This window comes from Paeniglutamicibacter sp. NPDC091659, assembly GCF_044756805.1.
Taxonomy (GTDB): domain Bacteria; phylum Actinomycetota; class Actinomycetes; order Actinomycetales; family Micrococcaceae; genus Paeniglutamicibacter.
Window position 1 is genome coordinate 41199 of sequence record NZ_JBIVTO010000016.1, and the last position, 21282, is coordinate 62480.

Consider the following 21282-nt stretch of genomic DNA (forward strand, 5'->3'; position numbering starts at 1 on the left):
GCGGGCACCCAAATGCTCCCATCGGGGAAGTCCGGGCCGCGGTGGGCCACTGCAGGCAGGGTGGCCCAGCTCATGGTTCCTCGACCGTGTGGCAAACTGTTTCGATGGACACGCCAACCGACATCTCCGCCGACTACTTGGTCGGGCAACAGTTCCCGCTGCTCTCCTTGCCGTCCACCACCGGGGAAACGCTGGGTCCGATGGACTTCGCTACGGGTTCCTTCGTGCTGTTCATCTATCCGCGGACCGGCCGCCCGGATGAGGTTGAGCATCCAGGGTGGGCGCAGGTACCCGGCGCCAAGGGTTGCACCCCGGAGGCCTGCGGGTTCCGCGACCTCGCCGCCGACTACGCGGCCATCGGCTACCGCGTGCTGGGACTTTCGAGCCAGGACACCGACCACCAGCTCGAGGCCGTCGAGCGCCTGCACCTGCCCTATCCGCTGCTTTCGGACCCCGGGTTCGCCCTGGCCACCGCCTGCGGCCTGCCGACCTTCGGTTTCGAGGGCGAGCTGCTTCATGTCCGCAGCACCCTGGTGGTCAGCGACCGCACGATCACGCACGCGTATTTCGGCATCGCCGACGCCGCCGCCCATCCGCGTCGTCTGCTCGCGCAGCTCCAACAAGACCGGTAACCGGAGCCGGAACGGTTGCCTTGCCGTCCACGTCAGGACGGCCATCGACACCTGCTTAAACGGGCATCGCCCGCACGCCCCCATTCCTTGAACCCAAGGACGGGGGCGTGCGGGCGATGCCTGTCGCGACTTGGTCGCTAAGTTGCCTAGCGGCTGGCGACGAAGGCCTGCACGCAGGCCTCGATGTCCTCGGCCGAGTGTGCGGCGGAGAGCTGCACGCGGATGCGCGCGGCGCCCTTGGGGACCACCGGGAAACTGAAGGCCGTCACGAAGACGCCCTGCTCGAGCATCTTGCCGGCGACCTCGGCGGCCTTGACGGCATCGCCGAACATGACAGGAACGATCGCGTGTTCGCCGTCGAGCAGGTCGAAGCCCTCTTCGGTCATGCGGGTGCGGAAGTGTGCCGCATTGGCGAAGAGCTTCTCGCGCAGCTCGCCCGAGCCTTCCACCAGTTCCAGCGCCTTGAGCGTCGCCGCGACGATGGCCGGGGCCAGCGAGTTGGAGAACAGGTACGGGCGCGCCTTCTGGCGAAGCATCGCGACGATCTCGCTGCGGCCGGAGACGTAGCCGCCCGAGGCGCCGCCCAGGGCCTTGCCGAAGGTGCCGGTGTAGATGTCAACGCGGTCGGAGACGCCCGCGTGCTCCGGGGTGCCGGCGCCGGTGGCGCCCATGAAGCCCACGGCGTGGGAGTCGTCGACCATGACCAGTGCGCCGTACTTGTCGGCCAGGTCGCAGATGGCTTCCAGCGGGGCAATGAAGCCGTCCATGGAGAAGATGCCATCGGTGACGACGATGGTGCGGCGGGCACCCTTGCCGTCGTTCAGCGCGGCTGCCGCCTGCAGCTGGGTTTCCAGGTCAGCCATGTCCTGGTTGGCGTAGCGGAAGCGCGCGGCCTTGGACAGGCGGATGCCGTCGATGATCGAGGCGTGGTTCAGCGCGTCGGAGATGATGGCATCCTGCGGGCCGAAGAGCGACTCGAAGACGCCACCGTTGGCGTCGAAGCAGCTGGAGAACAGAATGGTGTCCTCGGTGCCCAGGAACTTGGAGACCGCGGTTTCCAGTTCCAGGTGCAGGTCCTGGGTGCCGCAGATGAAGCGGACCGAGGCCATGCCGAAGCCGCGCTCGTCCATGGCGTTCTTGGCTGCCTCGATGATGCGGGCGTCGTCGGCCAGGCCCAGGTAGTTGTTGGCGCAGAAGTTCAGGACCTTCTTGGCCTCGGAGCCGAGCTCGCCGGCGGCGATGCGGTTCGACTGCGGGGAGTCGATGTGGCGCTCGGACTTGAACAGGCCGTCGGTGCGAAGCTGCGCCAGCTCGGCGGCGAGTTCGTCTTTCATGGTGGTGTACATGTGCTTCTCCTGGAAGTAGCTGGGAAGGTGGAAGAGGCTTGGGGGGACGGCTTAGAAGACGGTCCAGTCCAGGACGACCTTGCCGCCGTGGCCCGAGCGTGCGGCCTCGAAGCCGGCTTCCCACTCGGTGGCCGGCAGGAAGTCGGTGACCACCGAGGCAACGCGTTCGCGCAGCTGCGGGTTGGAGGTCAGCATCGCGCTCATGGCGTACCAGGTCTCGAACATTTCGCGGCCGTAGATGCCCTTGAGGGTGAGCATGTGGGTGACGACCTTGCCCCAGTCGATGTCGATCGAGCTGGAGGGCAGGCCCAGCATGGAGATGTGGCCACCGTGGTTCATGTTCTCGATCATTTCCGGCAGCGCGGTGGGGTGGCCGGACATTTCCATGCCGAAGTCGAAGCCCTCGAGCATGCCGAGCTCGTGCTGAGCCTCCTTGATGCGCATCTTGGACACGTCGATGGCCAGGTCGGCGCCCATGCCGCGGGCCAGTTCCAGGCGGTTCGGCGAAACGTCGGTGATGGCGATCTTGCGGGCGCCGGCGTGGCGGGCGACGGCCACGGCCATCAGGCCGATCGGTCCGGCGCCGGTGATCAGCACGTCCTCGCCGACCAGCGGGAAGGAGAGCGCGGTGTGCACTGCATTGCCGAACGGGTCGAAGATCGCGCCGAGTTCCGGGGTGATCGAGGCGTCGCGGTGGACCCAGACGTTGGTTTCGGGGATGACCACGAACTCGGCGAAGGCGCCGTCGCGCTGCACGCCGACGGAAACGGTGTTGATGCACATCTGGCGGCGGCCGGCGCGGCAGTTGCGGCACATGCCGCAGACCACGTGGCCCTCGCCGGAGACGCGGTCGCCGATCTTGACGTCGTTGACGTCGTCGCCGACCTCCACGACCTCGCCGTAGAACTCGTGGCCGGGGATCATCGGGGCCTTGATCATGGCCTTCGCCGCGTCGTCGTAGGCCTGGATGTGCAGGTCGGTGCCGCAGATGCCTGCGGTCATCACGCGGATCTTGACGTCACGGTCGCCGGTGACGGGCTCGGGGCGGTCAACGAGTTCGAAGCCGGCGTATGGTCCGGACTTGTACAGTGCCTTCATCGTTTTTTCCTTATCTTGCGCCCGAGCGGGCGCCCTGACGAACGGGGATCGGCTTCAAGTGTGTCACCTGCATCACCCGGTTGACACCTTAGAAGATGCACATGTTTCTCAATCAACGATTTAGAATTTGCTACATGGAAGTTCACCAACTGCAGATCCTGCGCGAGCTCGGCGATCTCGGATCCGTAAAGGCCGTGGCCAGCGCGCTCTATGTCACACCCTCAGCGGTTTCGCAGCAGCTGGCGCTGCTGCAGCGCAACATCGACGTGCCGCTGACCCGCAAGGAGGGGCGCAACCTTGTCCTCACCGAGGCGGGCCAGGTCCTGGCCGCCGCCGGGGCCGCGGTGATCTCCTCGCTGGCCGCCGCGCGGTCCGCGATCGGCGCCTTCCAGGAGAGCGCCACGGCTCCGGTCAGCATTGCGGGGTTCCATTCGGTGGGGCAGTCGCTCTTTGCCCCGCTACTGAGCAAGCTGTCCTTCGAGGGCGCGCCGCTGCCCCAGTTCTTCGACGAGGACGTCGCCCAACAAGACTTTCCCGCCCTGAGCGCGCGCTACGACCTGGTGCTGGCGCACCGCATGGACCACACCCCGCACTGGCCCGCGGACAGGGTTGTCGTCACACCGCTGGCGCACGAACCGCTGGACATTGCGCTGCCGGCGGGCCATCCGCTGGCGGATCGGGAAACCCTGCGCCCGTCGGACCTCGTCAACGAACGATGGGTGGTCAGCCGCGAGGGCTTCTCCCCCGCCGACGTGCTCGGCGCGATCAGTGCCGTCTCGGGCGCCGCGCCGAACATCATCCACCGCATCAACGACTACGCGACGGTTGCGGCGCTTGTCGCATCCGGCGATGTCATCGGCATCATTCCGCGCTACACAGCCGGCGCCGCGGTGGGCGACAACGTCGTGTTGCGCGGGCTGGAAGGCATCGCCAACCGGCGCCGCATCGACCTACTGGCACGCCCGGAATCCATGCACCGGCGCAGCGTGCAATTGGTGGTCCAGGCCATGCGCGAGGCCATGGCCGAACTCACGAACCACTGACGCGCCGCGGTCGCCGGCCCCGGTTGCCCGCGCACGAGGAATCGGGGGCTCCCCCACCAAGCAACTGGTGGGATAGCCCCCGATTCGGTACGTCATGAACTTGTCTTGCGACGTCTAGCTAGGCGTTGATGCGCTCCTGGTTGGCCGCGAAGTAGGCCAGCAGTTCCTCGCTGAGTGCGGGAACCTGCTTGGCCGATCCGTCGGTGCGCAGGGACTCGGTGGCCAGGACGCCCGCGGCGACCGCGGCACGCGCGGCGATCGGAGAGGTCTCGGTCGGTCCACCCTCGGCCGCGAAGCGCAGGAACTCGGCGATCAGGCGCGGGTCGGCGCCGCCGTGGCCGCCGTCGGCTGCCTCGATTTCCACCTCGATGTCAGCCTTCACGTAGCCGTTCTGGCTGCGGGTGTTCCACACCTTGATCATGTTGCCCGCGTCGTCACCGAAGTTCTCCAGGCGGCCCGCGGTGCCGATGACCGTGTAGTTCCTCCAGTAGTCGGGGGTGAAGTGGCACTGCTGGTAGGAAGCCAGCACGCCGTTGTCCAGCTTCATCTGCATCATGGAAATGTCTTCCACGTCGATGACCGGGTTCAGGTCGGTCTGCTCGGTCGGCGGCCAGTTCTCCAGCGAGAACCAGTCCCACATGCGGCGGTCGGTGTTGTCGCGGCGGGATTCGACGTCCCCGTACACGGCCAGGTCGCCGACGGCGGAGACGCGCTCGGTGTATCCGCCGGCAAGCCAGTGGATCACGTCGATGTCGTGGGCGCCCTTTTGCAGCAGCAGGCTGGTGGTGTTCTTGCGCTCGGCGTGCCAGTCCTTGAAGTAGTAGTCGCCGCCGTTGCCCACGAAGTGGCGGCACCAAACGGCCTTGACCTCGCCGATGGCGCCGGATTCAATGATGTCGCGCATCTGGCGGACCACCGGCATGTGGCGCATGTTGTGCCCCACGTACAGCTTGGTGCCGGTGCGGAAGGCCGTTTCCAGCACCTCGTCCACCGCGTCCAGGGTGACATCCAGCGGCTTCTCGCAGAACGTCGGGATTCCGGCTTCCAGGGTGCGCTTGGCAACGACCGCGTGCTGGTTGTCAGGCGTCAGCACCAGCACGGCGTCCAGGCCCGCGTTGAGCAGTACGTCCAGGTCGGCGGTGATGGTTGCCTCGGGCAGCTTTTCGGCTGCGTCGGCACGACCGCGTTCGCTGGTGTCACACACCATGGTCACGACCGAACCCGCGCCGGGACGGTGGGCGTGCTTGTACAGTCCGGCACGCAGGCCGAAACCTACAACACCTACTTTGAGATCCACGAATTTACTCCTTATTTACAAAACTTAGAATTCGGTGTTGGTGCACCCGTATCCCGGGCGCACCCGGCGCTAGTTGGTTGGGGTGTCGGTGGCGAAGTGGCAGCGGGCCACGTGCGTCTCGCCGACCCGGATCAGTTCCGGTTCCGTGGTGGCGCAGACGGCCTGGGCCATCGGGCAGCGGGTGTGGAAGCGGCAGCCGGCCGGCGGGTCGATCGGCGAGGGCGGGTCCCCCTGCAGGATGATCCGTTCCCGGTCGGTCCCGTCGTGCCGGCGCAGCTCGGGGGCCGCGGACATCAGCGCCCGGGTGTAGGGCTGGGCGGTGCGGTCATAGACATCCGCGTAGGACCCGAGTTCCACGATGCGGCCCAAATACATGGTGGCGACGCGGTCGGAGATGTGCCGGACGATCTGCAGGTCGTGGGCGATGAACAGGTAGGAGAGCCCGAGTTCCTGCTGCAGGTCATCGAGCAGGTTCACCACCTGGGCGCGGACCGAGACATCCAGGGCGGAGACCGGTTCGTCGCAGATCAGCAGCTTCGGGTTCAGCGCGATGCCGCGGGCGATGCCGATGCGCTGCTGCTGGCCGCCGGAGAAGTTGTGCGGGTAGCGTTCGGCGTGGTCCGGGTTCAGCCCGACCAGTTCGAGCAGTTCCCTGATCTTCGCCCGGCGCCCGGCCTTGGGGGCGATTTCGGGGTGGATCTCGAAGGGTTCCCCGACGAGCTGTTCCACGGTCATCCGGGGGTTCAGCGAGGAGTAGGGGTCCTGGAAGATCAGCTGGATGTTCCGGCGCATCTCCCGGCGTGCGTCCCCGCGCAGGTCGTTGATGTCGGTGCCGCGGAAGAGGACCTGGCCCTGGGTGGGTTTTTCCAGGCCGGCCATGACGCGGGCCAGGGTGGACTTGCCGCACCCGGATTCCCCGATGACCCCGAGGGTTTCCCCGGGGGCGATGGACAGGTCCACCCCGTCCATGGCCTTGACGACCTTGCGCGGGCCGATCGGCAGGTGGCGGGCGACCGGGTAGTGCTGCTTGACCCCGCGCAGCTCCATCAACGGGACGGGCGTGGTGGCGTGCTTGTTGGCCAGCATCGTGGTTTCAGGCGTTGACACGGTTCAGGACCTCCTGGGTGTGGAAGCAGGCCGCGAAGCGGCCCTCCTCGAGGGTTTCCAAGGCGGGAATCGACTCGTTGCAGGCATCGGTGGCGTAGGAGCAGCGGTTCGCGAACGAGCACCCGGCCGGCAGGTTCAGCAGGTCCGGCGGGGTGCCGGGGATCGCCGGCAGGCGGTGTCCCTTGAGTTCCTCGCCGGCGATCGATTCGCCCAGGCCCTTGGAGTAGGGGTGGCCGGGGCGGCCCAGCACCTCGGCGGTGGGCCCGTGTTCCACGACGCGGCCCGCATACATGACCGCGACTTGGTCGGTGACCTCCTTAACCACGGAGATGTCGTGGGTGATCAGGATCAGGCCCATGTTGCGTTCCTCCTGCTGCTCCTTGAGCAGCTCGAGGATCTGCGCCTGCACGGTGACGTCCAGGGCGGTGGTGGGTTCGTCGGCGATCAGCAGCACCGGGTCCAGGGCCAGGGCCATGGCGATGACGATGCGCTGGCGCATGCCGCCGGAGAACTGGTGCGGGTAGTCGTTGACCCGCTTGGCGGCGGCCGGGATCTTCACCCGCTCCATCATGGTGATGGCCGCGGCCTTGGCGTCCCTGCGGGAGTAGCCGCGGTGCACGCGGTAGAGCTCGCCGATCTGCCGGCCCACCGGGTGGACGGGGTTCAGGGCGGTCAGCGCGTCCTGGAAGACCATCGAGACCTTCGAGCCGACCAGCTGGCGGTGGCGCTTGGGGGTAATGGTGAGCAGGTCCTCGCCCTCGAGCAGGATCTGCCCGCGCGGGATGTGGGCGGGGGGCATGTCCAGGATGCCCATGATGGCCCGGGCGGTGACGGACTTCCCGGAGCCGGATTCGCCCAGGATGCCCAGCGCCTGCCCGCGCTTGACCTCGAAGTTCATGCCGTTCACGGCGGTGGCGATGCCGCGGGAGGTGTTGAATTCGACCTCGAGGTCCTTGACGCGCAGCAGCACCTCGCCGGCCGGGTCCGGTGCGGCATCGGCGGCGGGGGTTGCGTGTTGGTGGGTGCCCACGTTATTTGCCTTTCGGGTCGAACTCGTCGCGCAACGCCTCGCCAAAGAGGACAAAGCCGAGCACGGTGATGGTCAGGAAGATCGCCGGGAAGATGAGCAGGTGCGGGGCCGCGGAGATGTATTCGCGGGCCGCGGCCAGCTGCAGGCCCCAGGACACCGAGGGCGGGGTGAGGCCGATGCCGATGAACGTCAGGCCGGCCTCGGCGGAGATCACCCCGCCGATGCCCAGGGTCTGGAGCACCAGCAGCGGGGTGAGCGAGTTGGGGATGATGTGGGTCTTGATGATCCGGCCGTGGGAGGCGCCGAGCAGGCGGGAGGCCTGGACGTATTCGCGGTTGCGGACCTCCAGGACCGAGGAGCGCATGAAGCGGACCCCGCCGGCCCAGGAGAACAGGGCCAGGGCGAAGATGACGGTCCAGACGGTGCGCTCGGAGAAGAGCTGCAGGACCACGATCGCGGCCAGGATGAACGGCAGGCCGAAGGCCATGTCGCAGGCGCGGGAGATGATGGTGTCGACCCAGCCGCCGAAGTACCCGGCCAGGGAGCCCAGCAGCGCGGAGATCACGAAGGAGATCGCGGTGACCACGATGCCGACCAGGATGGAGGCCCGGGCCCCGAAGATCACGTTGGTGTAGTAGTCGCAGCCCTGGATGTCGACGCCGAAGGGGTGCTCGGGGCTGGGGGGCTGGTTGGTGTTCATGATGTCGCAGTTCGCGTTCAGGTCCGCACCGAGGCCGGCGAACAGCTGGGGGAACGCGGCCATGAGCAGCATGATGGCCACGATGGAGCCGGAGATCAGGAAGCGGGGCTTGAGCCACACGGGCCCGCGGTTGATCTTCCGGGCGGCCTTGCGCGGGGCGAAGCCCACCGCGGCGGCCTTCGGGGCGGGGGCCGCCTTCAGGCCCGCCCGGGTCTTCAGGCCCGCCGGGGGCGTGATCGGGTTGGTCGGGGCCAACGGGTCCAGACCCGAGTCCGGGCCCTGGTTGGTTTCGGTTTCTTGGCTCATATCCGCACCCTCGGGTCGATAATGCCGTAGAGCAGGTCCACGAGCAGGTTGAAGATCAGGTACACCAGCACGAGCATCGTGGCGATGCCCACCACGACGGTGCCCTCCTTGTTGTTGATGGCCGTGACCATCAGTCCCCCGATGCCGGGGATGTTGAAGATCGCCTCGATGAGCACGGCCCCGCCGAGCATGCCGGCCAGGGACAGGCCCAGGTAGGTGACCACCGGGATCATCGCGTTGCGCAGGGCGTGGCCCCAGATGACGCGGTTCGGGGAGAGTCCCTTGGCGCGGGCGGTGCGCAGGTACTCGGCGCGCAGCACGTCCACCAGGGAGGTGCGGGTCAGCCGGGCCAGGCCGGCGGAGGCCTCGATCGCCATGACCAGGGCCGGCAGGATGAAGGCCATGGGCCAGCCGGCGCGGATGCCGGCGGGGTCCACCCAGCCCAGCTGGACGCCGAAGACGGTCTGGGCGCCCAGGGCGATCACGAAGCCGGGGATGCCCAGGAAGATGACGGTGAAGACCAGGGCGAAGTGGTCCCCGGCCCGTCCGTGGCGCAGGCCGCCGTAGACGCCGATGGCCAGGCCGATGGCCAGCTTCAGCACCCAGGCGGTCATCGCCAGGGCGAAGGTGGTGGGGAGGCGTTCGAGGATCAGCCCGAGGATGGGGCGGCCGAAGAAGTCGATGCCGAAGTTGCCCTGGAGCAGGCCGAGCATGTAGTTGCCATACTGGACCAGCAGCGGGTCGTCCAGGTGGTAGGCCAGGCGGATCTGGGCGACCGTGGATTCGGGCAGCGGGCGGGCGCCGGTGAGCGCCGCGACCGGGTCACCGGGCATCAAGAAGGTGAGGGCGAAGATGATGAAGGTGGCGCCGATGACGACCGGGACCATCTGCAGGATTCGGCGTACTGTGTAGCCAAGCATGCGACTGCTTCCTTTCGCGGCCATTCGGCCGCATCTGTTCTGAATCGGGGGCGTACCGTCGAGTCATCGTCGGCACACCCCCGTCAGCGCAAGTGTTGTGCTTGTTTAGCAGCCGTATCCGGCGCGGTAGAACTGCAGGTCGCCCTGCGAATCGTTCATTGAAGCGCACTTGGAGCGAAGTCCGAAGTCGGTCGGAATGAACAGCGGGATCGCTGGCATGTCCTTCATGATCAGTGCTTCGGCATCGGCGTACAGGCCTGCAGACTTGGCTTCGTCCTGCTCGCCGCGGGCAGCGACCATCAGCTTGTCAACGGCCGGGTTCGAGTAGCCGGTGGTCACGTTGCCGTCGCCGCCGGTTTCGTACTGGCTCAGGTACTGGTCGGAGCTCTTGTAGGACCAGCCCCACAGGCCGAAGACGGCGCCTTCGAGCTTCTTGCCGTTGCGGCGTGCTTCCAGCTCGGTGCCCATCATCGGCTTGAGCTGGACCTTGATGCCCAGGTTGTCCTGGATCTGCTTGGAGATCGCCTGGACCAGCTGCTGGTCGGAGGCCGAGTTGTGTTCGATGATCAGCGTGCCGTCGAAGCCGCCGGCCTTGGCCAGCAGCGCCTTTGCGCCCGCAGCATCAAAGGTGCACGATTCGCAGGAACCCGCCTTGTAGGAAGCAAGGGACGGCGGCACCAGCGAGTCCGAGGACGTTGCGTAGCCTTGCAGCAGCGACTTGGCGATGGTCTCGCGGTCGATCGACATCGAGATCGCCTTGCGCAGGTCCGGGCTTTCGAGCCCCTTGACGTAGCCCGGGATCTGCAGCGTGTACTGCTTGGAACCGGTCTTGACCTCGTAGAGGGATTCCTCGCCCAGCTGGCTCTTCGCCTTGGAGACCATGGTTGCCGGGACGTTGCGGATCATGTCCAGGTTGCCGGCGGTCATGTCGGTGTATGCGGCGTCGACGGCCGTGTAGATCTGGCCGACGAGCTTGTCCGCTCCCCCGGAGAATCCTGCGGCACCCTTGAAGCCGTCCCACTTTTCCAAAACAACTTCAACGTTGTGGTCCCAGGAAGCGAACTGGTACGGACCGTTGGAGATCGGGTTGGCTTCGTAGCCCTTGGGATCACTGAAGGCCTGTTCGGGCAGCGGGCACATCGCGGAGGTGCTCAAGAGCTTCGGGAAGTCGGCATTCGCAGCGGTGAGGGTGACCTCGAAGTTGTTCTCGTCGATGACCTTCACGCCCGAGAGCTTGTCGGTCGTCGGCTTGGAACCGTCGGCCGGGTTCAGGTCCTTGTAGCCTTCAAAGGTCGTAAAGTAGCCGTTGCCCTGCCAGGCGTTGGAGCCGGTGGCGGTCTTGTTCCAGGCATCGACGAAGGAGTTCGCGGTGACGGGGGTGCCGTCTTGGAAGGTCCAGCCGTCCTGCAAGGCGATCTTCCAGGTCTTGGCGTCCTTGCTCGTGACCGACTTGGCGGCCAGCGGTTCCAGCTTCTGGGTCTCCGTGTTGACTTCCATCAGGTTCGCACAGGTGGCCATGGCGACCTGGCTTCCCGGATCCTCGTGCGGGACCAGCGATTTCGGCTCGGTGAGCTGGAATGAAAGCTTCTTTTCACCCTCGGCACCGGCATTGTTTCCAGTTCCTGCAGCGCAACCACTGGCTACCAGCATGAACGCCGCCGAAGCCGCCGCTACTGCCAACTTCTTCTTCTTTGACATGATGCTCCTCCCGTACAAATGATCCGTATATCCCGCCGAACGGTCGGCGGTGTAAGCGAGATAACCACAGCCTGTGATTACCCTCACCACTTTTTTTACGCTCTAAAATAAACCAGATACAGCTGGCAGTGTCAAAATTTTCCACAAGATTCATGTGACGCTCACTCGCCTCACAGCGACATCACGTAGTCGACTAGGCCGTTTCTGACAGCCGTCAGTCAGGGGGACTTGTTAGGAGACAGCTGCTTCCGCGTCGCCCAAACCCAGCACACCCAGCGGATCTGCCAGCAGGGCATCAACCAACGTCGCTCCGGCAAAAAGCGACAAGGAAAATATGTGGTCCGAGGACAGCACCACGCGGCTCGCGGCGTCGTGGCCGGCATGCGCATATCTGGCCACCTCGGCGACCAGCGAACCGAAAAAGGCAGGGGTCTCCGCGGGCGTGCCCGCGACCACCAACAGTTCGGGGTCATGTATGTCCAACAGCGAACTTGCCGCCCGACCAACGTACCTGTTTCGCTGCTCAAGGATCTCGATGGCTTCGGAGTCCCCTTGCGAGGCGAGCTCCAGAACGTCATCGATGTTCCCGACGACCAGGCCGTGCTCGATGGCCGTTCGCGTCACCGCGTCGTCCGATGCCATCACCGACAGGCAACCCGTGCGGCCGCACGGGCAGTCCCGCAACTCGTCGCTGACGCGCAGATGCGCAATCTGTCCGGCAGTCTGGCTGAACCCGGAACGAATTCGCCCGCTGTTGACCATCACCGATCCGATGTCGGCAGTGATGACCATCAGGACGAAGTCGTCCGAACGCTGCCCGTGCCCGTAAAGCAATTCGGATTGCGCGGCGGCGCGGGCGTTGTTGTCGACGATCACGGGGGCGGGCAACCTGCCCCGCAGCATGTCCATAACCCTCACGTTTTGCCAACCCGCAGCAGGATTATCGACGACGACACCCGAGGCCCTGTCAACGATTCCGCCGGTGGCGATGCCCGTGCCCAAGATGATGTGCCTGTCGGCATGCGCGTCGATCAATTTCTCGGCGGCCGACACCACCAACTCGATGGATTCTCCCGGCCCCATCCCGGCATGCGGCACCAGAACGGCTGCGCGTTCCTTGCCGTCCAGGCCCATGAGCACCACGCCGGTGGTACGCGGGCCCAAGTGGATCCCCAAGACCAAGGTCGAGTGGTAGTCGACCTGCAGGGGCACCCGCGGGCGCCCCTGGGCTCCGACGGGCGAGGGCATGGCCTCCAGGAGCTTGTCGTTGATCAATACGGATGTGATGTTTGTGACCGAGGCAGCACTCAAACCGAGTTGGGCCGCAATCTCGGATCGAGACATCCCCGGATGGTGGAAGACATGCGCCATCACGGCCGCGGTGTTCAGTCGCCGCAAATCATCGCCACGATGACCACGCCCGTTGCGCAGACCGATCCCCTGATCGCGGTCAAGCATCTCCACCCCTAGTCAACTCCCATTCCCTTGTGCCAATGCTCGGCCCAGTTTTCAAAACTCGTTGCCGTATCCGTTTTCGGCTTGCCCAAACACGTACGGGCCGACATCTGCGGTTGCCCCATCACGCATTCCTTGTCGGCCTTGACGACACCCGCGTCCTTGGCGATACCCCCGCATTGGAGGCAATGAGCCGAGGGACCAACATGTCTGGAGCACGATGCAAATCGCCACGCGATGCCGGCTATGCCGCCGGCAGGCAACGGGCCGGACGCCCCCAATCGTCGATCGATCATGGGGTCCGCGGAAGCCACGTCATCTTTTGCCGATCGGAACCACGAGAATACCCAGCAAACACGCTTTAGTTGAAATCATTGCTTTTGTGACACCCTGTCCGCCATCCAGGTGGGCAGGGTGTCGCTGCGCCGAAACCGTGCGCCGGGCACCACATCAGTCGCCCAGAATCACTTGGCCGATCCCGTGCACCCCGACGGCATGCAGCGGATCGGATTCGGGCAGCGCCGACATCAGCGACGCATAGTTCACGGCCCAGGCCCTGGCACGCACCCAGGTACCCGGCGAGTACAGGGCGTGGTGGTCCAGCGCAGCCCTGAACGACTCCCGGCCCGCCTCGGTGAAGTGCAGCCAGGCAACGGCCAGGTCGCTGGCAGGGTCCCCGGCACACAGATCGCCAAAGTCGATCACTGCCCGCAACCCGGGTTTGACGTGCCCGTTTTCTTTGAGATCCCTGGCGCCGACGATCACGTTGTGCGGATGCGGGTCCCCGTGGACCCACAGCCGCGGACCCCGATGCTCGGCCGCGCCGATCCCGTCATCCCACAGCGCAAGCAACGCATCGCGATCGGCAAGGCCCGATTCCTCCAGCCGACAGCGCACGGTCGCGTCCCTGTCCTTGAGCGGCACGCCGCGCACCGGGTTCTTCGGCGCATCCGCAGGGGCCGGGACATGCAGCGCCCGGAAAAACGCGGCCAGCCGGAGCGCATAGAGATCGCGTACCCTCGGCGGAACCGTTGCCGCGCTCGCGCCCTCGAACCACGGCATGATCGCCCAGTGGTACGGGTAGCCCTCCCCCGGCTTGCCGCCGTGCACCGGCACCGGCACCGGTTCGGGCAGCCGCGGCGCCAGGAACGGCAGCCAGCGCAACTCGTTGAGCAACAGCGAGTGCGCGCTGGCGCGCCTCGGCAGCCGAACGGCCAAATCCGGGCCCAGCCGGTAGACCGTATTGTCCCAGCCGTCGTCGGCAAACGTCAGCTCCAGCCCGGCAAGCTCCGGGTGCTGGGCGGACAGCAGCGCCCGGACCAGCTCCGGGCCCGTGTCCACGTCCGCGTCCGGCCTGGGCCCGGGTGAGGGCGCCGCGTTCATTCGCCCTGGATCTGCGCCATCGCGGCGATCTGGATCAGGTTGCCGCAGGTGTCATCGAACACCGCGGTCGTCACCGGCCCCATGGCCGTCGGCGGCTGTGTGAAGACCACGCCAAGCCCCACGAGCCGCTCGTACTCGGCCTGCACGTCCGGCACGGAGAACGAGGTGAATGGAATGCCGTCCGCCACCAGTGCGTCACGGAACGGCCCCACCGCCGGATGGTTGGCCGGTTCCAGCACCAGCTCCACCCCGTCCGGGGCCTCCGGCGAAACCACCGTCAGCCAGGAGAACTCACCCATCGGGACGTCGGTCTTCTTTTCGAAGCCCAACGTGTTGGTGTAGAACTCAAGCCCCTTGGCCTGGTCATCAACAAAAATGCTTGCGAGGTGGATCTTCATGGTTTCGTCCTTTCCGACGACGATGCAATCTGGTTGTCAGGCCCTCCGCCATGGCCCGAACCGGCCTCTGTCGAGGCCTGTTTGTCCGTCTGGGCCTGCTGCGGCCACCTGCGGAAAATTTCCTGCAGCGGAGAAGTGTCAAGGTAGTGGAACTTGTAGCGGCCCGAGCGTTCACTGTGCAGCAACCCCGCGTCCTCAAGCACCGCAAGGTGCTGGGAGACCGCCTGGCGGGTCGGAGTGATTCCGTGTTTCGCGGCCAGCCTCGCGCAAATCTCAAACAGCGTTTGCCCGTCCCTGTCCACCAGCTCGTCAAGGATGTGCGCCCGGGTCGGGTCGGCGAGCGCCTTCAGCAGCAGTTCCACACCCACCATTAAGGCAAGTCCACACTTGCCTGTCAAGGCCTGTCTCGAGTGGATTGCTAGTTATCCACATTCCCGAACCAGCCGAACCCAACGCACTTCCACCCGTATCATCCTTGTTCCATGCAAACTGACGCATTCATCACAGCCGTTACCGGCAACAACACCCCGGGGCACACGGTGACCCCGGGTGATGAATTGCGCGCCTATGCCGCGGCGCTGCGGATCGCCGCCTCGCTGGCGCCGAGGATCGCCAAACACACCGCGTCGCCCACCCACGCAAGCTACTTCGCACTGATGGCGGAACACGCACACCGGACCGCGGCCTACGCGCAGATCCTCGCTGCCGACCTTGCCCAACGTACGCTCGTCCATGAGCTGCCAGTGGCGCAGCTGAACGAATTGCGCCCCCTGGCCAAGAACCCCGAAGACTACATCAGTGGCGCAAGGCCATTGCCCGACGATCCCCGCACCGTTCCTGCAGGACGCCCGACGTTCAAGAACACCATCGACTTCCTGCAGAACGTGCTGCATGTTTCGTTCTTCGAGGCGCGCGATCGACTGCAATCGGGAACAAATCTCTTGCCGCACACGGATGCCAACGGCGCTGCCCTGCCGCCACGGTTCCCGAAGCTCGCCGTCGAACTGATCTCGGGCAACGCATCCCCCGGGGCCATCAGTACCGCCGCCAAGAAACTTGATGCCTTGCGCCCGCACATCAACCAACAGCCCGATCCACACGCGCTGTCCACCGAGCTGGAAGAACAGGTCCTCGAATCTGTCCGGGCCCAGGACCCCCGAACGACGCGGCGGCTCCTGAGCAACATCCAGAGCTCGCTGGAACAGGGAATCGCCCAACCCTCCGAGGAAGTCCAGCGTTCAAGGCTCGGGCTGTTCTATCGCGGAATGAACTCGGGCACCGTTGAATTCCTATTGCGGACCCTGCCCGGAGATGCCGAATTCATTCTCTCGCTCTGCGCCCAAACCGATAATCCCCGCACAAAGGCCGGAGACCGCGAGGGCCTGCTTCAACAATCCCCGTTTGCGGCTTCACCTCGGAGCGATTTGGCTGCCGACGTGGATGCAGACCCGTCCTCCGCCGAAAGCATCGACCGCGGTCCCGCTTCCACACCGGTTGCCGCAACCAACACCACTTTTCCGGATTTCCTGCTGGCCACGTCGGCTACCCACGACAAGCCGCTGGCCACTGCCGAAGAACTTGCCGCAATCACGCTCGGCAACGAGCCATGGCAATCCCTACCGCAGTCGGCAACGCCGACGCCGGATCGCTTCGAGCTTCTCAACCAGAGTGCTCCGGGTGCCGACGGGCTCACTCCCCCGCAGCGCCACCTGCAGGGCCTGCTCAACCTCCTGAAGTCCAACGGCCGGGCAACCAACCCGAAGAAATCCACGGGCCTTCCGTCACCGGACATGGTCATCATCGCCACCCTGGCCGAGCTCGAGGAACGCGCAAGCACAAGCGGCATCACCCGGCACGGCCAGCAACTGGGCCCCGCGGAGCTGAGGCAAAACCTCTGCAACTGCCGGGCCATTCCCATCGTCATGAATGGCAAGAGCCAGATCCTGGATCTCGGGCGGGCCGAAAGATACTTCCCCGACTACATGCGCCAGGCGATCCTCGCCAGGGACGGCGGGTGCGTGGTTCCCGGGTGCACTGTGCCGCCCGAGCATTGCGAAATCCACCACCTCAAAGCCTGGGAGCTCGGCGGACTGACTCGCGTCGAAGACGGAACACCCGCGTGCAGCGGGCACCACCACGCGGTCCACGCGGGCCTGATCAGAATTGTCCACAACGACGACGGCCTGCCGGCGGCCATGCTGCCCAAGTTCATGGATCCGGAACAAAAGCCGCGGCGCAACACCTACTGGAACCCCCAGCCGGCCTTCACCGCGCCAGCGCTTTTCTAAGTCCGGGAACCAGCCTCCCGCCGCCGGCTGCCAACCTCCACGCGCGGTCTGGCGCGACAACGCATGAGGCCTCGGCTCCTCCCGCAGGGGACGGAGTCGAGGCCTCATGGCGTCGGAAGGTGTTAGCCCTCGATGCCGAGCTTCTCAAGCACGAGCTCGCGCACGCGGCCGGCGTCGGCCTGTCCGCGGGTGGCCTTCATGACCGGGCCCATCAGCGCGCCGATGGCCTGCAACTTGCCGGCCTTGACCTTCTCGACAACGTCCGGCATGGCTTCCATGGCGGCATCGATCGCGGCACCCAGTGCCGAATCGTCGTTGACGACGGCCAGCGAACGCGCCGCGACAACCTCGGAGGGCGTGCCCTCGCCGGCAACCACGAACTCGAGCACCTGGCGGGCGATCTTGTCGTTGATCTTCTTGCCCTCGATCAGCGAGTTCAGCTCGACGATCGTGGCCGGGGTGACGCCCAGGTCGAGGATCTCGACGTCGGCGTTCTTGGCCAGGCGCGCGATCTCGCCCATCCACCACTTGCGGGCCACTGCAGCGGTGGTGCCCGCGGCGATGGTCTCCTCGATGGCTTCGGTGACACCGGCGTTGACGACGTCGCGGAACTCGGCGTCCGAGTAGCCCCAGTCGGCCTTCAGGCGCTTGCGGCGCTCGGCCGGCGGCTCCGGCAGGCGGGCGCGCAGCTCTTCGACCCACTCCGGGGTGGTGATGATCGGCACCAGGTCCGGTTCCGGGAAGTAGCGGTAGTCATCGGCGTCGGACTTCGGGCGGCCCGAGGTCGTCGTGCGGGTGTCCTCGTGCCAGTGACGGGTCTCCTGCACGATCGCGGCACCCGAGTTCAGCACCGCCGCGTGGCGCTCGATCTCGAAACGCACGGCGTGCTCGACGGCGCGCAGCGAGTTCACGTTCTTGGTCTCGGTGCGGGTGCCGAACTTGTCCGCGCCCTTGAGCATCAGCGAGACGTTGGCGTCGCAACGCACGTTGCCGCGCTCCATCTTCGCGTCGGACACGTCGAGCGACTTCACGATTTCGCGGATCGCCGCGACGTAGGCCTTGGCCAGCTCGGGGGCGCGCTTGCCGGCGCCCTCGATGGTCTTGGTGACGATCTCGACCAGCGGCACGCCGGAGCGGTTGTAGTCGACCAGCGAGAAGTCGGCGCCCTGGATGCGGCCGGTGGCCCCGCCCATGTGGGTGAGCTTGCCGGCGTCCTCTTCCATGTGGGCGCGCTCGATCTCCACGCGGAAGACCTCGCCGTCCTCCAGCTCGATGTCCAGCCAGCCGTCGTAGGCGATCGGGTCGTCGTACTGCGAGGTCTGGAAGTTCTTCGGGGTGTCCGGGTAGAAGTAGTTCTTCCGGGCGAAGCCGCAACGCTCGGCGATCTTGCAGTTCAGCGCCAAGCCGATCAGGATCGCGTATTCCACGGCGGTCTTGTTGACCACCGGCAGCACGCCGGGCAGGCCCAGGCAGACCGGCGTCACGTTGGTGTTCGGCGTATCGCCGAACACGTTCGGTGCCGCGGAGAACATCTTGGTCTTGGTGTTCAGTTCGACGTGGACCTCGAAGCCCAGCACCGGATCGTACTTTTCCAGCGCGACGTCGAAGTCGACGAGTTCATCGGTGTGCATGGCCATGTTAGGCAACCCCTCCAGTGGTGGCGGCGGACAGTTCGGGGGCCTGGTCAATCAGACGGCCGCCCCACTTGTCTTCCAGCAGCTTCTCAAGTGCCGCACCGGCACGGTACAGGCGGGCATCCTCGCGGGCCGGGGCCAGGAACTGGATGCCGACAGGAAGGCCCTCGGACAGGCCGCCCGGGACGGTGATGCCCGGGACGCCGGCCATGTTCGCCGGGATGGTGGCAACGTCGTTGAGGTACATCGCCAGCGGATCGCCGGTCTTCGAACCCAGCTCGAAGGCGACGGTCGGGGACGTCGGGGAGATCAGCACGTCGGCGAGCTCGAAGGCGGCGTCGAAGTCGCGCTGGATCAGCGTGCGCACCTTCTGGGCCGAGCCGTAGTAGGCGTCGTAGTAGCCGGCGCTCAGCGCGTAGGTGCCCAGGATGATGCGGCGCTTGACCTCTTCGCCGAAGCCCGCGGCACGGGTTGCACCCATGACGCGTTCGATCGTGAGCGGGCCCTCCGCGGGAAGCACGCGGGTGCCGAAGCGCACGCCGTCGAACTTCGCCAGGTTGGAGGAGACCTCCGAGGGCATGATCAGGTAGTAGGCGCCCAGCGCGTACTTGAAGTTCGGGCAGGAAACCTCGACGATTTCCGCTCCGGCGGCGCGCAGCGCCTCAAGCGACTCGTCGAAGCGTGCCTGCACGCCCGGCTCGTAGCCCTCGCCCTGCAGTTCCTTGATGACGCCGACGCGCACGCCGGTCATGTCGCCCGAGGCACCCAGCTCGGCGGAGGCAACCAGTGCCGGCACCGGCTCGTTCAGCGAGGTCGAGTCGGCCGGGTCGTGCCCGCCGATCAGCTCGTGCAGGTACGCGGAGTCCAGCACGGTGCGGGTGACCGGGCCGATCTGGTCCAGCGAGGAGGCCATGGCGATCGCGCCGTAGCGCGAGACTCCGCCGTAGGTCGGCTTCACGCCGACGGTGCCGGTGACCGCGCCGGGCTGGCGGATCGATCCGCCGGTGTCGGTGCCCAGGGCCAGCGGTGCCTCGAACGCGGCAACCGCCGCGGCGGAGCCGCCGCCGGAGCCGCCGGGGATCCGGTTCAGGTCCCACGGGTTGCGGGTCGGGCCGTAGGCCGAATGCTCGGTGGAGGAACCCATCGCGAACTCGTCGAGGTTGGTCTTGCCCAGCATCGGCAGCTTGGCCTCGCGGATCTTGGTGATCACGGTCGCGTCGTACGGGCTCATCCAGCCTTCGAGCATCTTCGATGCAGCGGTGGTGGGCTGGCCCTTGGTGACGATCAGGTCCTTGATGGCGATCGGCACGCCGGCGAACGGGTGCAGCGCTTCCGCCGCGGCTCCGCCGGCGGCACGGATCGCGTCGACCTCGGCGGCAACTGCCAGCGCTTCTTCGCCATTGACGTACAGGAAGGCGTGAACGCCCTGCTCTCCCCCGTCAACCTCGGCGATGCGGTCCAGGTGCGCCTGGACGGCCTGCACGCTGGTGATCTCCCCGGCGCGCAGCTTGGCCGCAAGCTCGGTTGCGGAGTAACGAATAATCTCGTTCATGAATTACTCTCCATCCAAAATGGCCGGCACCTTGAAGCGCGTGTCGGTGGAATCCGGCGCGTTCTGCAGCGCTTCCTCGGCGGTGAGCGTCGGGCCGACGACGTCCTCGCGGAAGACGTTGAACAGCGCAATCGGGTGGGTGGTGGCCGGAACATCGGCGGACGCGGCTTCGGACACCGACGCGATTGCTTCGACAATGACACCGAGCTCGCCGGTCATCTTGTCCAGCTCGGCATCGCTCATCTCAATGTGGGCCAGGTGCGCCAAGTGCGCAACGTCCTCACGGCTGATGGCAGACATGTATCTCCCTAAGTGGGCGGATGGGTTTCCCCACTAGTCTAGTACGCCCCGCGGGTCCGAACAGCGCCGGTTTTGCGGGTCGAGGCGTGATCCCGCACGCCCATTCACCCTCCGTGGAACCGGCACGGCCACGGCCGTCCCAAACCCGAAAGCAAACCCCGACGCGGCCGGGCTAGGCAAGCTCGACGACGGCACCCGCACCGCTGGCGCCCTTGGCGTCCGTCCATGGAACGCGCACCCAGGCCCGCGCTTCCCCGGAGCCCGCTCCGCCCGCGGCGGGACGGCGAATCACGGCAAGGCCGGCGTGCGCTTCGGCTGCCTTCGCGCCGGCTTCCGACGGTTCGGCTGCTGGCGCCGCCAGCGCCGGCTCAACGGTGACCGAACCGTCAAGCACATTCGAATCGTTCTGGTGCTGCGCCTGCACCTTGCCGGCAAACAGGGCACGCATCTGTTCCTGCCACACCGGGTCGCCGGCGGCGTCGTAGATCCAGCGGGTGCCCAGCACCCCGTGCTCGCTGGTGCCCAGCAGGTAATCCTCCGCACCGGCTAGTGCGGCCCCGCGGTAGCTCAGCGGGACGTGATAGAGGACCGGTTCCTCCCGCGCGGAATCGAGCAGCAGGATCATTTCCAGGCCGACCTCGCCGGACGGATCGTCAAGCCGGAACCCACCGGCCACGCTGAGCGCGGGAGCCGCATCCCCCTCGAACCATTCCTGCTTCGGCAGCCATTCGGCCATCAGCTCGCGCTTGGTCGGAACCATGGTCGTGTCGTGGATGACGCTCATGTTGGGGGCTTCCTTCACTCGGTGGCCGTACGCGTGGTGCCTACGGCTTCGAGCGTATCCAACCCCGACGCCGAATCCCCAAGACACACGCGCAATGCGCGGCACCGGCTCGGGCGGTTGGACCCCTGCGGTTAAACGACGAGGCTTCCGCGGTCCGCCCGTCGAAACGGGTGAACCGTGGAAGCCTCGGTAATAGTTGCGGTGCCCTGCGGGCCGCCGCCTAGATGATTGATTCCAAGGGCTCAGTGGTCATAGGCGGTCAGTGAGCGCAGCGGATGACGGCCGGTGTTCAGGTTGTGCCAGATCGCCGC

General features: G+C 66.2%; 19 protein-coding genes. 3 read left to right on the top strand and 16 right to left on the bottom strand.

What is annotated here, in order from left to right:
• Positions 1–104 precede the first annotated feature (104 nt).
• On the top strand, positions 105–632 hold the full coding sequence (locus tag ACIQLF_RS20595; RefSeq protein ID WP_400302721.1) for a peroxiredoxin: 528 nt from the start codon (positions 105–107) through the stop codon (positions 630–632).
• Positions 633–778: 146 nt separating this feature from the next.
• Here ACIQLF_RS20595 and ACIQLF_RS20600 read toward each other — a convergent pair whose 3' ends face one another.
• Together ACIQLF_RS20600 and tdh are read right to left on the bottom strand one after the other, a co-directional pair.
• The gene (locus ACIQLF_RS20600) at positions 779–1978 is read right to left on the bottom strand and encodes a glycine C-acetyltransferase (protein WP_400302724.1); all 1200 of its coding nucleotides are present in this window, start codon (positions 1976–1978) and stop codon (positions 779–781) included.
• A gap of 51 nt (positions 1979–2029) precedes the next feature.
• Positions 2030–3076, bottom strand: coding sequence for an L-threonine 3-dehydrogenase (gene tdh / locus ACIQLF_RS20605; protein ID WP_400302727.1), 1047 nt, complete (start codon positions 3074–3076; stop codon positions 2030–2032).
• 134 nt (positions 3077–3210) lie between these two features.
• Here tdh and ACIQLF_RS20610 point away from each other — a divergent pair, with 134 nt between their 5' ends.
• On the top strand, positions 3211–4119 hold the full coding sequence (locus tag ACIQLF_RS20610) for a LysR family transcriptional regulator (protein ID WP_400302730.1): 909 nt from the start codon (positions 3211–3213) through the stop codon (positions 4117–4119).
• Between the two features lie 118 nt (positions 4120–4237).
• Here the strand turns inward: ACIQLF_RS20610 and ACIQLF_RS20615 are convergent, their stop codons facing one another.
• The 10 genes from ACIQLF_RS20615 to ACIQLF_RS20660 all read right to left on the bottom strand — a co-directional run bounded on the left by ACIQLF_RS20615 (position 4238) and on the right by ACIQLF_RS20660 (position 14784).
• Entirely contained in the window at positions 4238–5416 is a 1179-nt protein-coding gene (locus ACIQLF_RS20615; RefSeq protein ID WP_400302732.1) for a Gfo/Idh/MocA family protein, read from the bottom strand.
• 69 nt (positions 5417–5485) lie between these two features.
• Entirely contained in the window at positions 5486–6523 is a 1038-nt protein-coding gene (locus ACIQLF_RS20620) for an ABC transporter ATP-binding protein (RefSeq protein WP_400302734.1), read from the bottom strand.
• Positions 6510–7553: an ABC transporter ATP-binding protein gene (locus tag ACIQLF_RS20625; protein ID WP_400302737.1), complete on the bottom strand. Its 1044-nt coding sequence runs from the start codon at positions 7551–7553 to the stop codon at positions 6510–6512. Before ACIQLF_RS20625 ends, ACIQLF_RS20620 begins: the two co-directional genes overlap by 14 nt.
• A 1-nt stretch (position 7554) precedes the next feature.
• Positions 7555–8559 carry an ABC transporter permease gene (locus ACIQLF_RS20630; protein ID WP_400302740.1) on the bottom strand — a complete coding sequence of 335 codons (1005 nt, stop codon included), beginning with the start codon at positions 8557–8559 and terminating at the stop codon, positions 7555–7557.
• A complete protein-coding gene (locus tag ACIQLF_RS20635) occupies positions 8556–9479 on the bottom strand; it encodes an ABC transporter permease (protein ID WP_400302742.1) in 924 nt (307 codons plus the stop codon). Before ACIQLF_RS20635 ends, ACIQLF_RS20630 begins: the two co-directional genes overlap by 4 nt.
• Before the next feature lie 105 nt (positions 9480–9584).
• Complete coding sequence (locus ACIQLF_RS20640) at positions 9585–11177, bottom strand: ABC transporter substrate-binding protein (protein ID WP_400302745.1); 1593 nt, start codon at positions 11175–11177, stop codon at positions 9585–9587.
• A gap of 231 nt (positions 11178–11408) precedes the next feature.
• On the bottom strand, positions 11409–12521 hold the full coding sequence (locus ACIQLF_RS20645) for an ROK family protein (protein ID WP_400302748.1): 1113 nt from the start codon (positions 12519–12521) through the stop codon (positions 11409–11411).
• A gap of 561 nt (positions 12522–13082) precedes the next feature.
• Positions 13083–14015, bottom strand: coding sequence for an aminoglycoside phosphotransferase family protein (locus ACIQLF_RS20650; protein WP_400302749.1), 933 nt, complete (start codon positions 14013–14015; stop codon positions 13083–13085).
• Positions 14012–14413 carry a VOC family protein gene (locus tag ACIQLF_RS20655; protein WP_400302752.1) on the bottom strand — a complete coding sequence of 134 codons (402 nt, stop codon included), beginning with the start codon at positions 14411–14413 and terminating at the stop codon, positions 14012–14014. Before ACIQLF_RS20655 ends, ACIQLF_RS20650 begins: the two co-directional genes overlap by 4 nt.
• On the bottom strand, positions 14410–14784 hold the full coding sequence (locus tag ACIQLF_RS20660; RefSeq protein WP_400302755.1) for an ArsR/SmtB family transcription factor: 375 nt from the start codon (positions 14782–14784) through the stop codon (positions 14410–14412). Before ACIQLF_RS20660 ends, ACIQLF_RS20655 begins: the two co-directional genes overlap by 4 nt.
• A 111-nt stretch (positions 14785–14895) precedes the next feature.
• Here ACIQLF_RS20660 and ACIQLF_RS20665 point away from each other — a divergent pair, with 111 nt between their 5' ends.
• Positions 14896–16701 carry an HNH endonuclease signature motif containing protein gene (locus ACIQLF_RS20665; protein WP_400302758.1) on the top strand — a complete coding sequence of 602 codons (1806 nt, stop codon included), beginning with the start codon at positions 14896–14898 and terminating at the stop codon, positions 16699–16701.
• A gap of 122 nt (positions 16702–16823) precedes the next feature.
• On the opposite strand, the gene gatB is transcribed toward ACIQLF_RS20665, so the two are convergent.
• The 4 genes from gatB to ACIQLF_RS20685 all read right to left on the bottom strand — a co-directional run bounded on the left by gatB (position 16824) and on the right by ACIQLF_RS20685 (position 20971).
• The gene (gene gatB / locus ACIQLF_RS20670) at positions 16824–18338 is read right to left on the bottom strand and encodes an Asp-tRNA(Asn)/Glu-tRNA(Gln) amidotransferase subunit GatB (protein WP_400302761.1); all 1515 of its coding nucleotides are present in this window, start codon (positions 18336–18338) and stop codon (positions 16824–16826) included.
• Between the two features lies 1 nt (position 18339).
• Positions 18340–19887 carry an Asp-tRNA(Asn)/Glu-tRNA(Gln) amidotransferase subunit GatA gene (gene gatA, locus ACIQLF_RS20675; RefSeq protein ID WP_400302763.1) on the bottom strand — a complete coding sequence of 516 codons (1548 nt, stop codon included), beginning with the start codon at positions 19885–19887 and terminating at the stop codon, positions 18340–18342.
• A 3-nt stretch (positions 19888–19890) separates the two neighbouring features.
• Entirely contained in the window at positions 19891–20187 is a 297-nt protein-coding gene (gatC, locus tag ACIQLF_RS20680; RefSeq protein WP_400302766.1) for an Asp-tRNA(Asn)/Glu-tRNA(Gln) amidotransferase subunit GatC, read from the bottom strand.
• Between the two features lie 172 nt (positions 20188–20359).
• Positions 20360–20971, bottom strand: coding sequence for a hypothetical protein (locus ACIQLF_RS20685; RefSeq protein WP_400302769.1), 612 nt, complete (start codon positions 20969–20971; stop codon positions 20360–20362).
• Positions 20972–21282: the final 311 nt, after the last annotated feature.

Bases quoted from the DNA above. Each gene is read 5' to 3' on its own strand.
- ACIQLF_RS20595 (WP_400302721.1), top strand. From the start codon at position 105: ATGGACACGCCAACCGACATCTCCGCCGACTACTTGGTCGGGCAACAG.
- ACIQLF_RS20600 (WP_400302724.1), bottom strand. From the start codon at position 1,978: ATGTACACCACCATGAAAGACGAACTCGCCGCCGAGCTGGCGCAGCTT.
- tdh (WP_400302727.1), bottom strand. From the start codon at position 3,076: ATGAAGGCACTGTACAAGTCCGGACCATACGCCGGCTTCGAACTCGTT.
- ACIQLF_RS20610 (WP_400302730.1), top strand. From the start codon at position 3,211: ATGGAAGTTCACCAACTGCAGATCCTGCGCGAGCTCGGCGATCTCGGA.
- ACIQLF_RS20630 (WP_400302740.1), bottom strand. From the start codon at position 8,559: ATGAGCCAAGAAACCGAAACCAACCAGGGCCCGGACTCGGGTCTGGAC.
- ACIQLF_RS20635 (WP_400302742.1), bottom strand. From the start codon at position 9,479: ATGCTTGGCTACACAGTACGCCGAATCCTGCAGATGGTCCCGGTCGTC.
- ACIQLF_RS20640 (WP_400302745.1), bottom strand. From the start codon at position 11,177: ATGTCAAAGAAGAAGAAGTTGGCAGTAGCGGCGGCTTCGGCGGCGTTC.
- ACIQLF_RS20645 (WP_400302748.1), bottom strand. From the start codon at position 12,521: ATGTCTCGATCCGAGATTGCGGCCCAACTCGGTTTGAGTGCTGCCTCG.
- ACIQLF_RS20650 (WP_400302749.1), bottom strand. From the start codon at position 14,015: ATGAACGCGGCGCCCTCACCCGGGCCCAGGCCGGACGCGGACGTGGAC.
- ACIQLF_RS20655 (WP_400302752.1), bottom strand. From the start codon at position 14,413: ATGAAGATCCACCTCGCAAGCATTTTTGTTGATGACCAGGCCAAGGGG.
- ACIQLF_RS20660 (WP_400302755.1), bottom strand. From the start codon at position 14,784: ATGGTGGGTGTGGAACTGCTGCTGAAGGCGCTCGCCGACCCGACCCGG.
- ACIQLF_RS20665 (WP_400302758.1), top strand. From the start codon at position 14,896: ATGCAAACTGACGCATTCATCACAGCCGTTACCGGCAACAACACCCCG.
- gatB (WP_400302761.1), bottom strand. From the start codon at position 18,338: ATGGCCATGCACACCGATGAACTCGTCGACTTCGACGTCGCGCTGGAA.
- gatA (WP_400302763.1), bottom strand. From the start codon at position 19,887: ATGAACGAGATTATTCGTTACTCCGCAACCGAGCTTGCGGCCAAGCTG.
- gatC (WP_400302766.1), bottom strand. From the start codon at position 20,187: ATGTCTGCCATCAGCCGTGAGGACGTTGCGCACTTGGCGCACCTGGCC.
- ACIQLF_RS20685 (WP_400302769.1), bottom strand. From the start codon at position 20,971: ATGAGCGTCATCCACGACACGACCATGGTTCCGACCAAGCGCGAGCTG.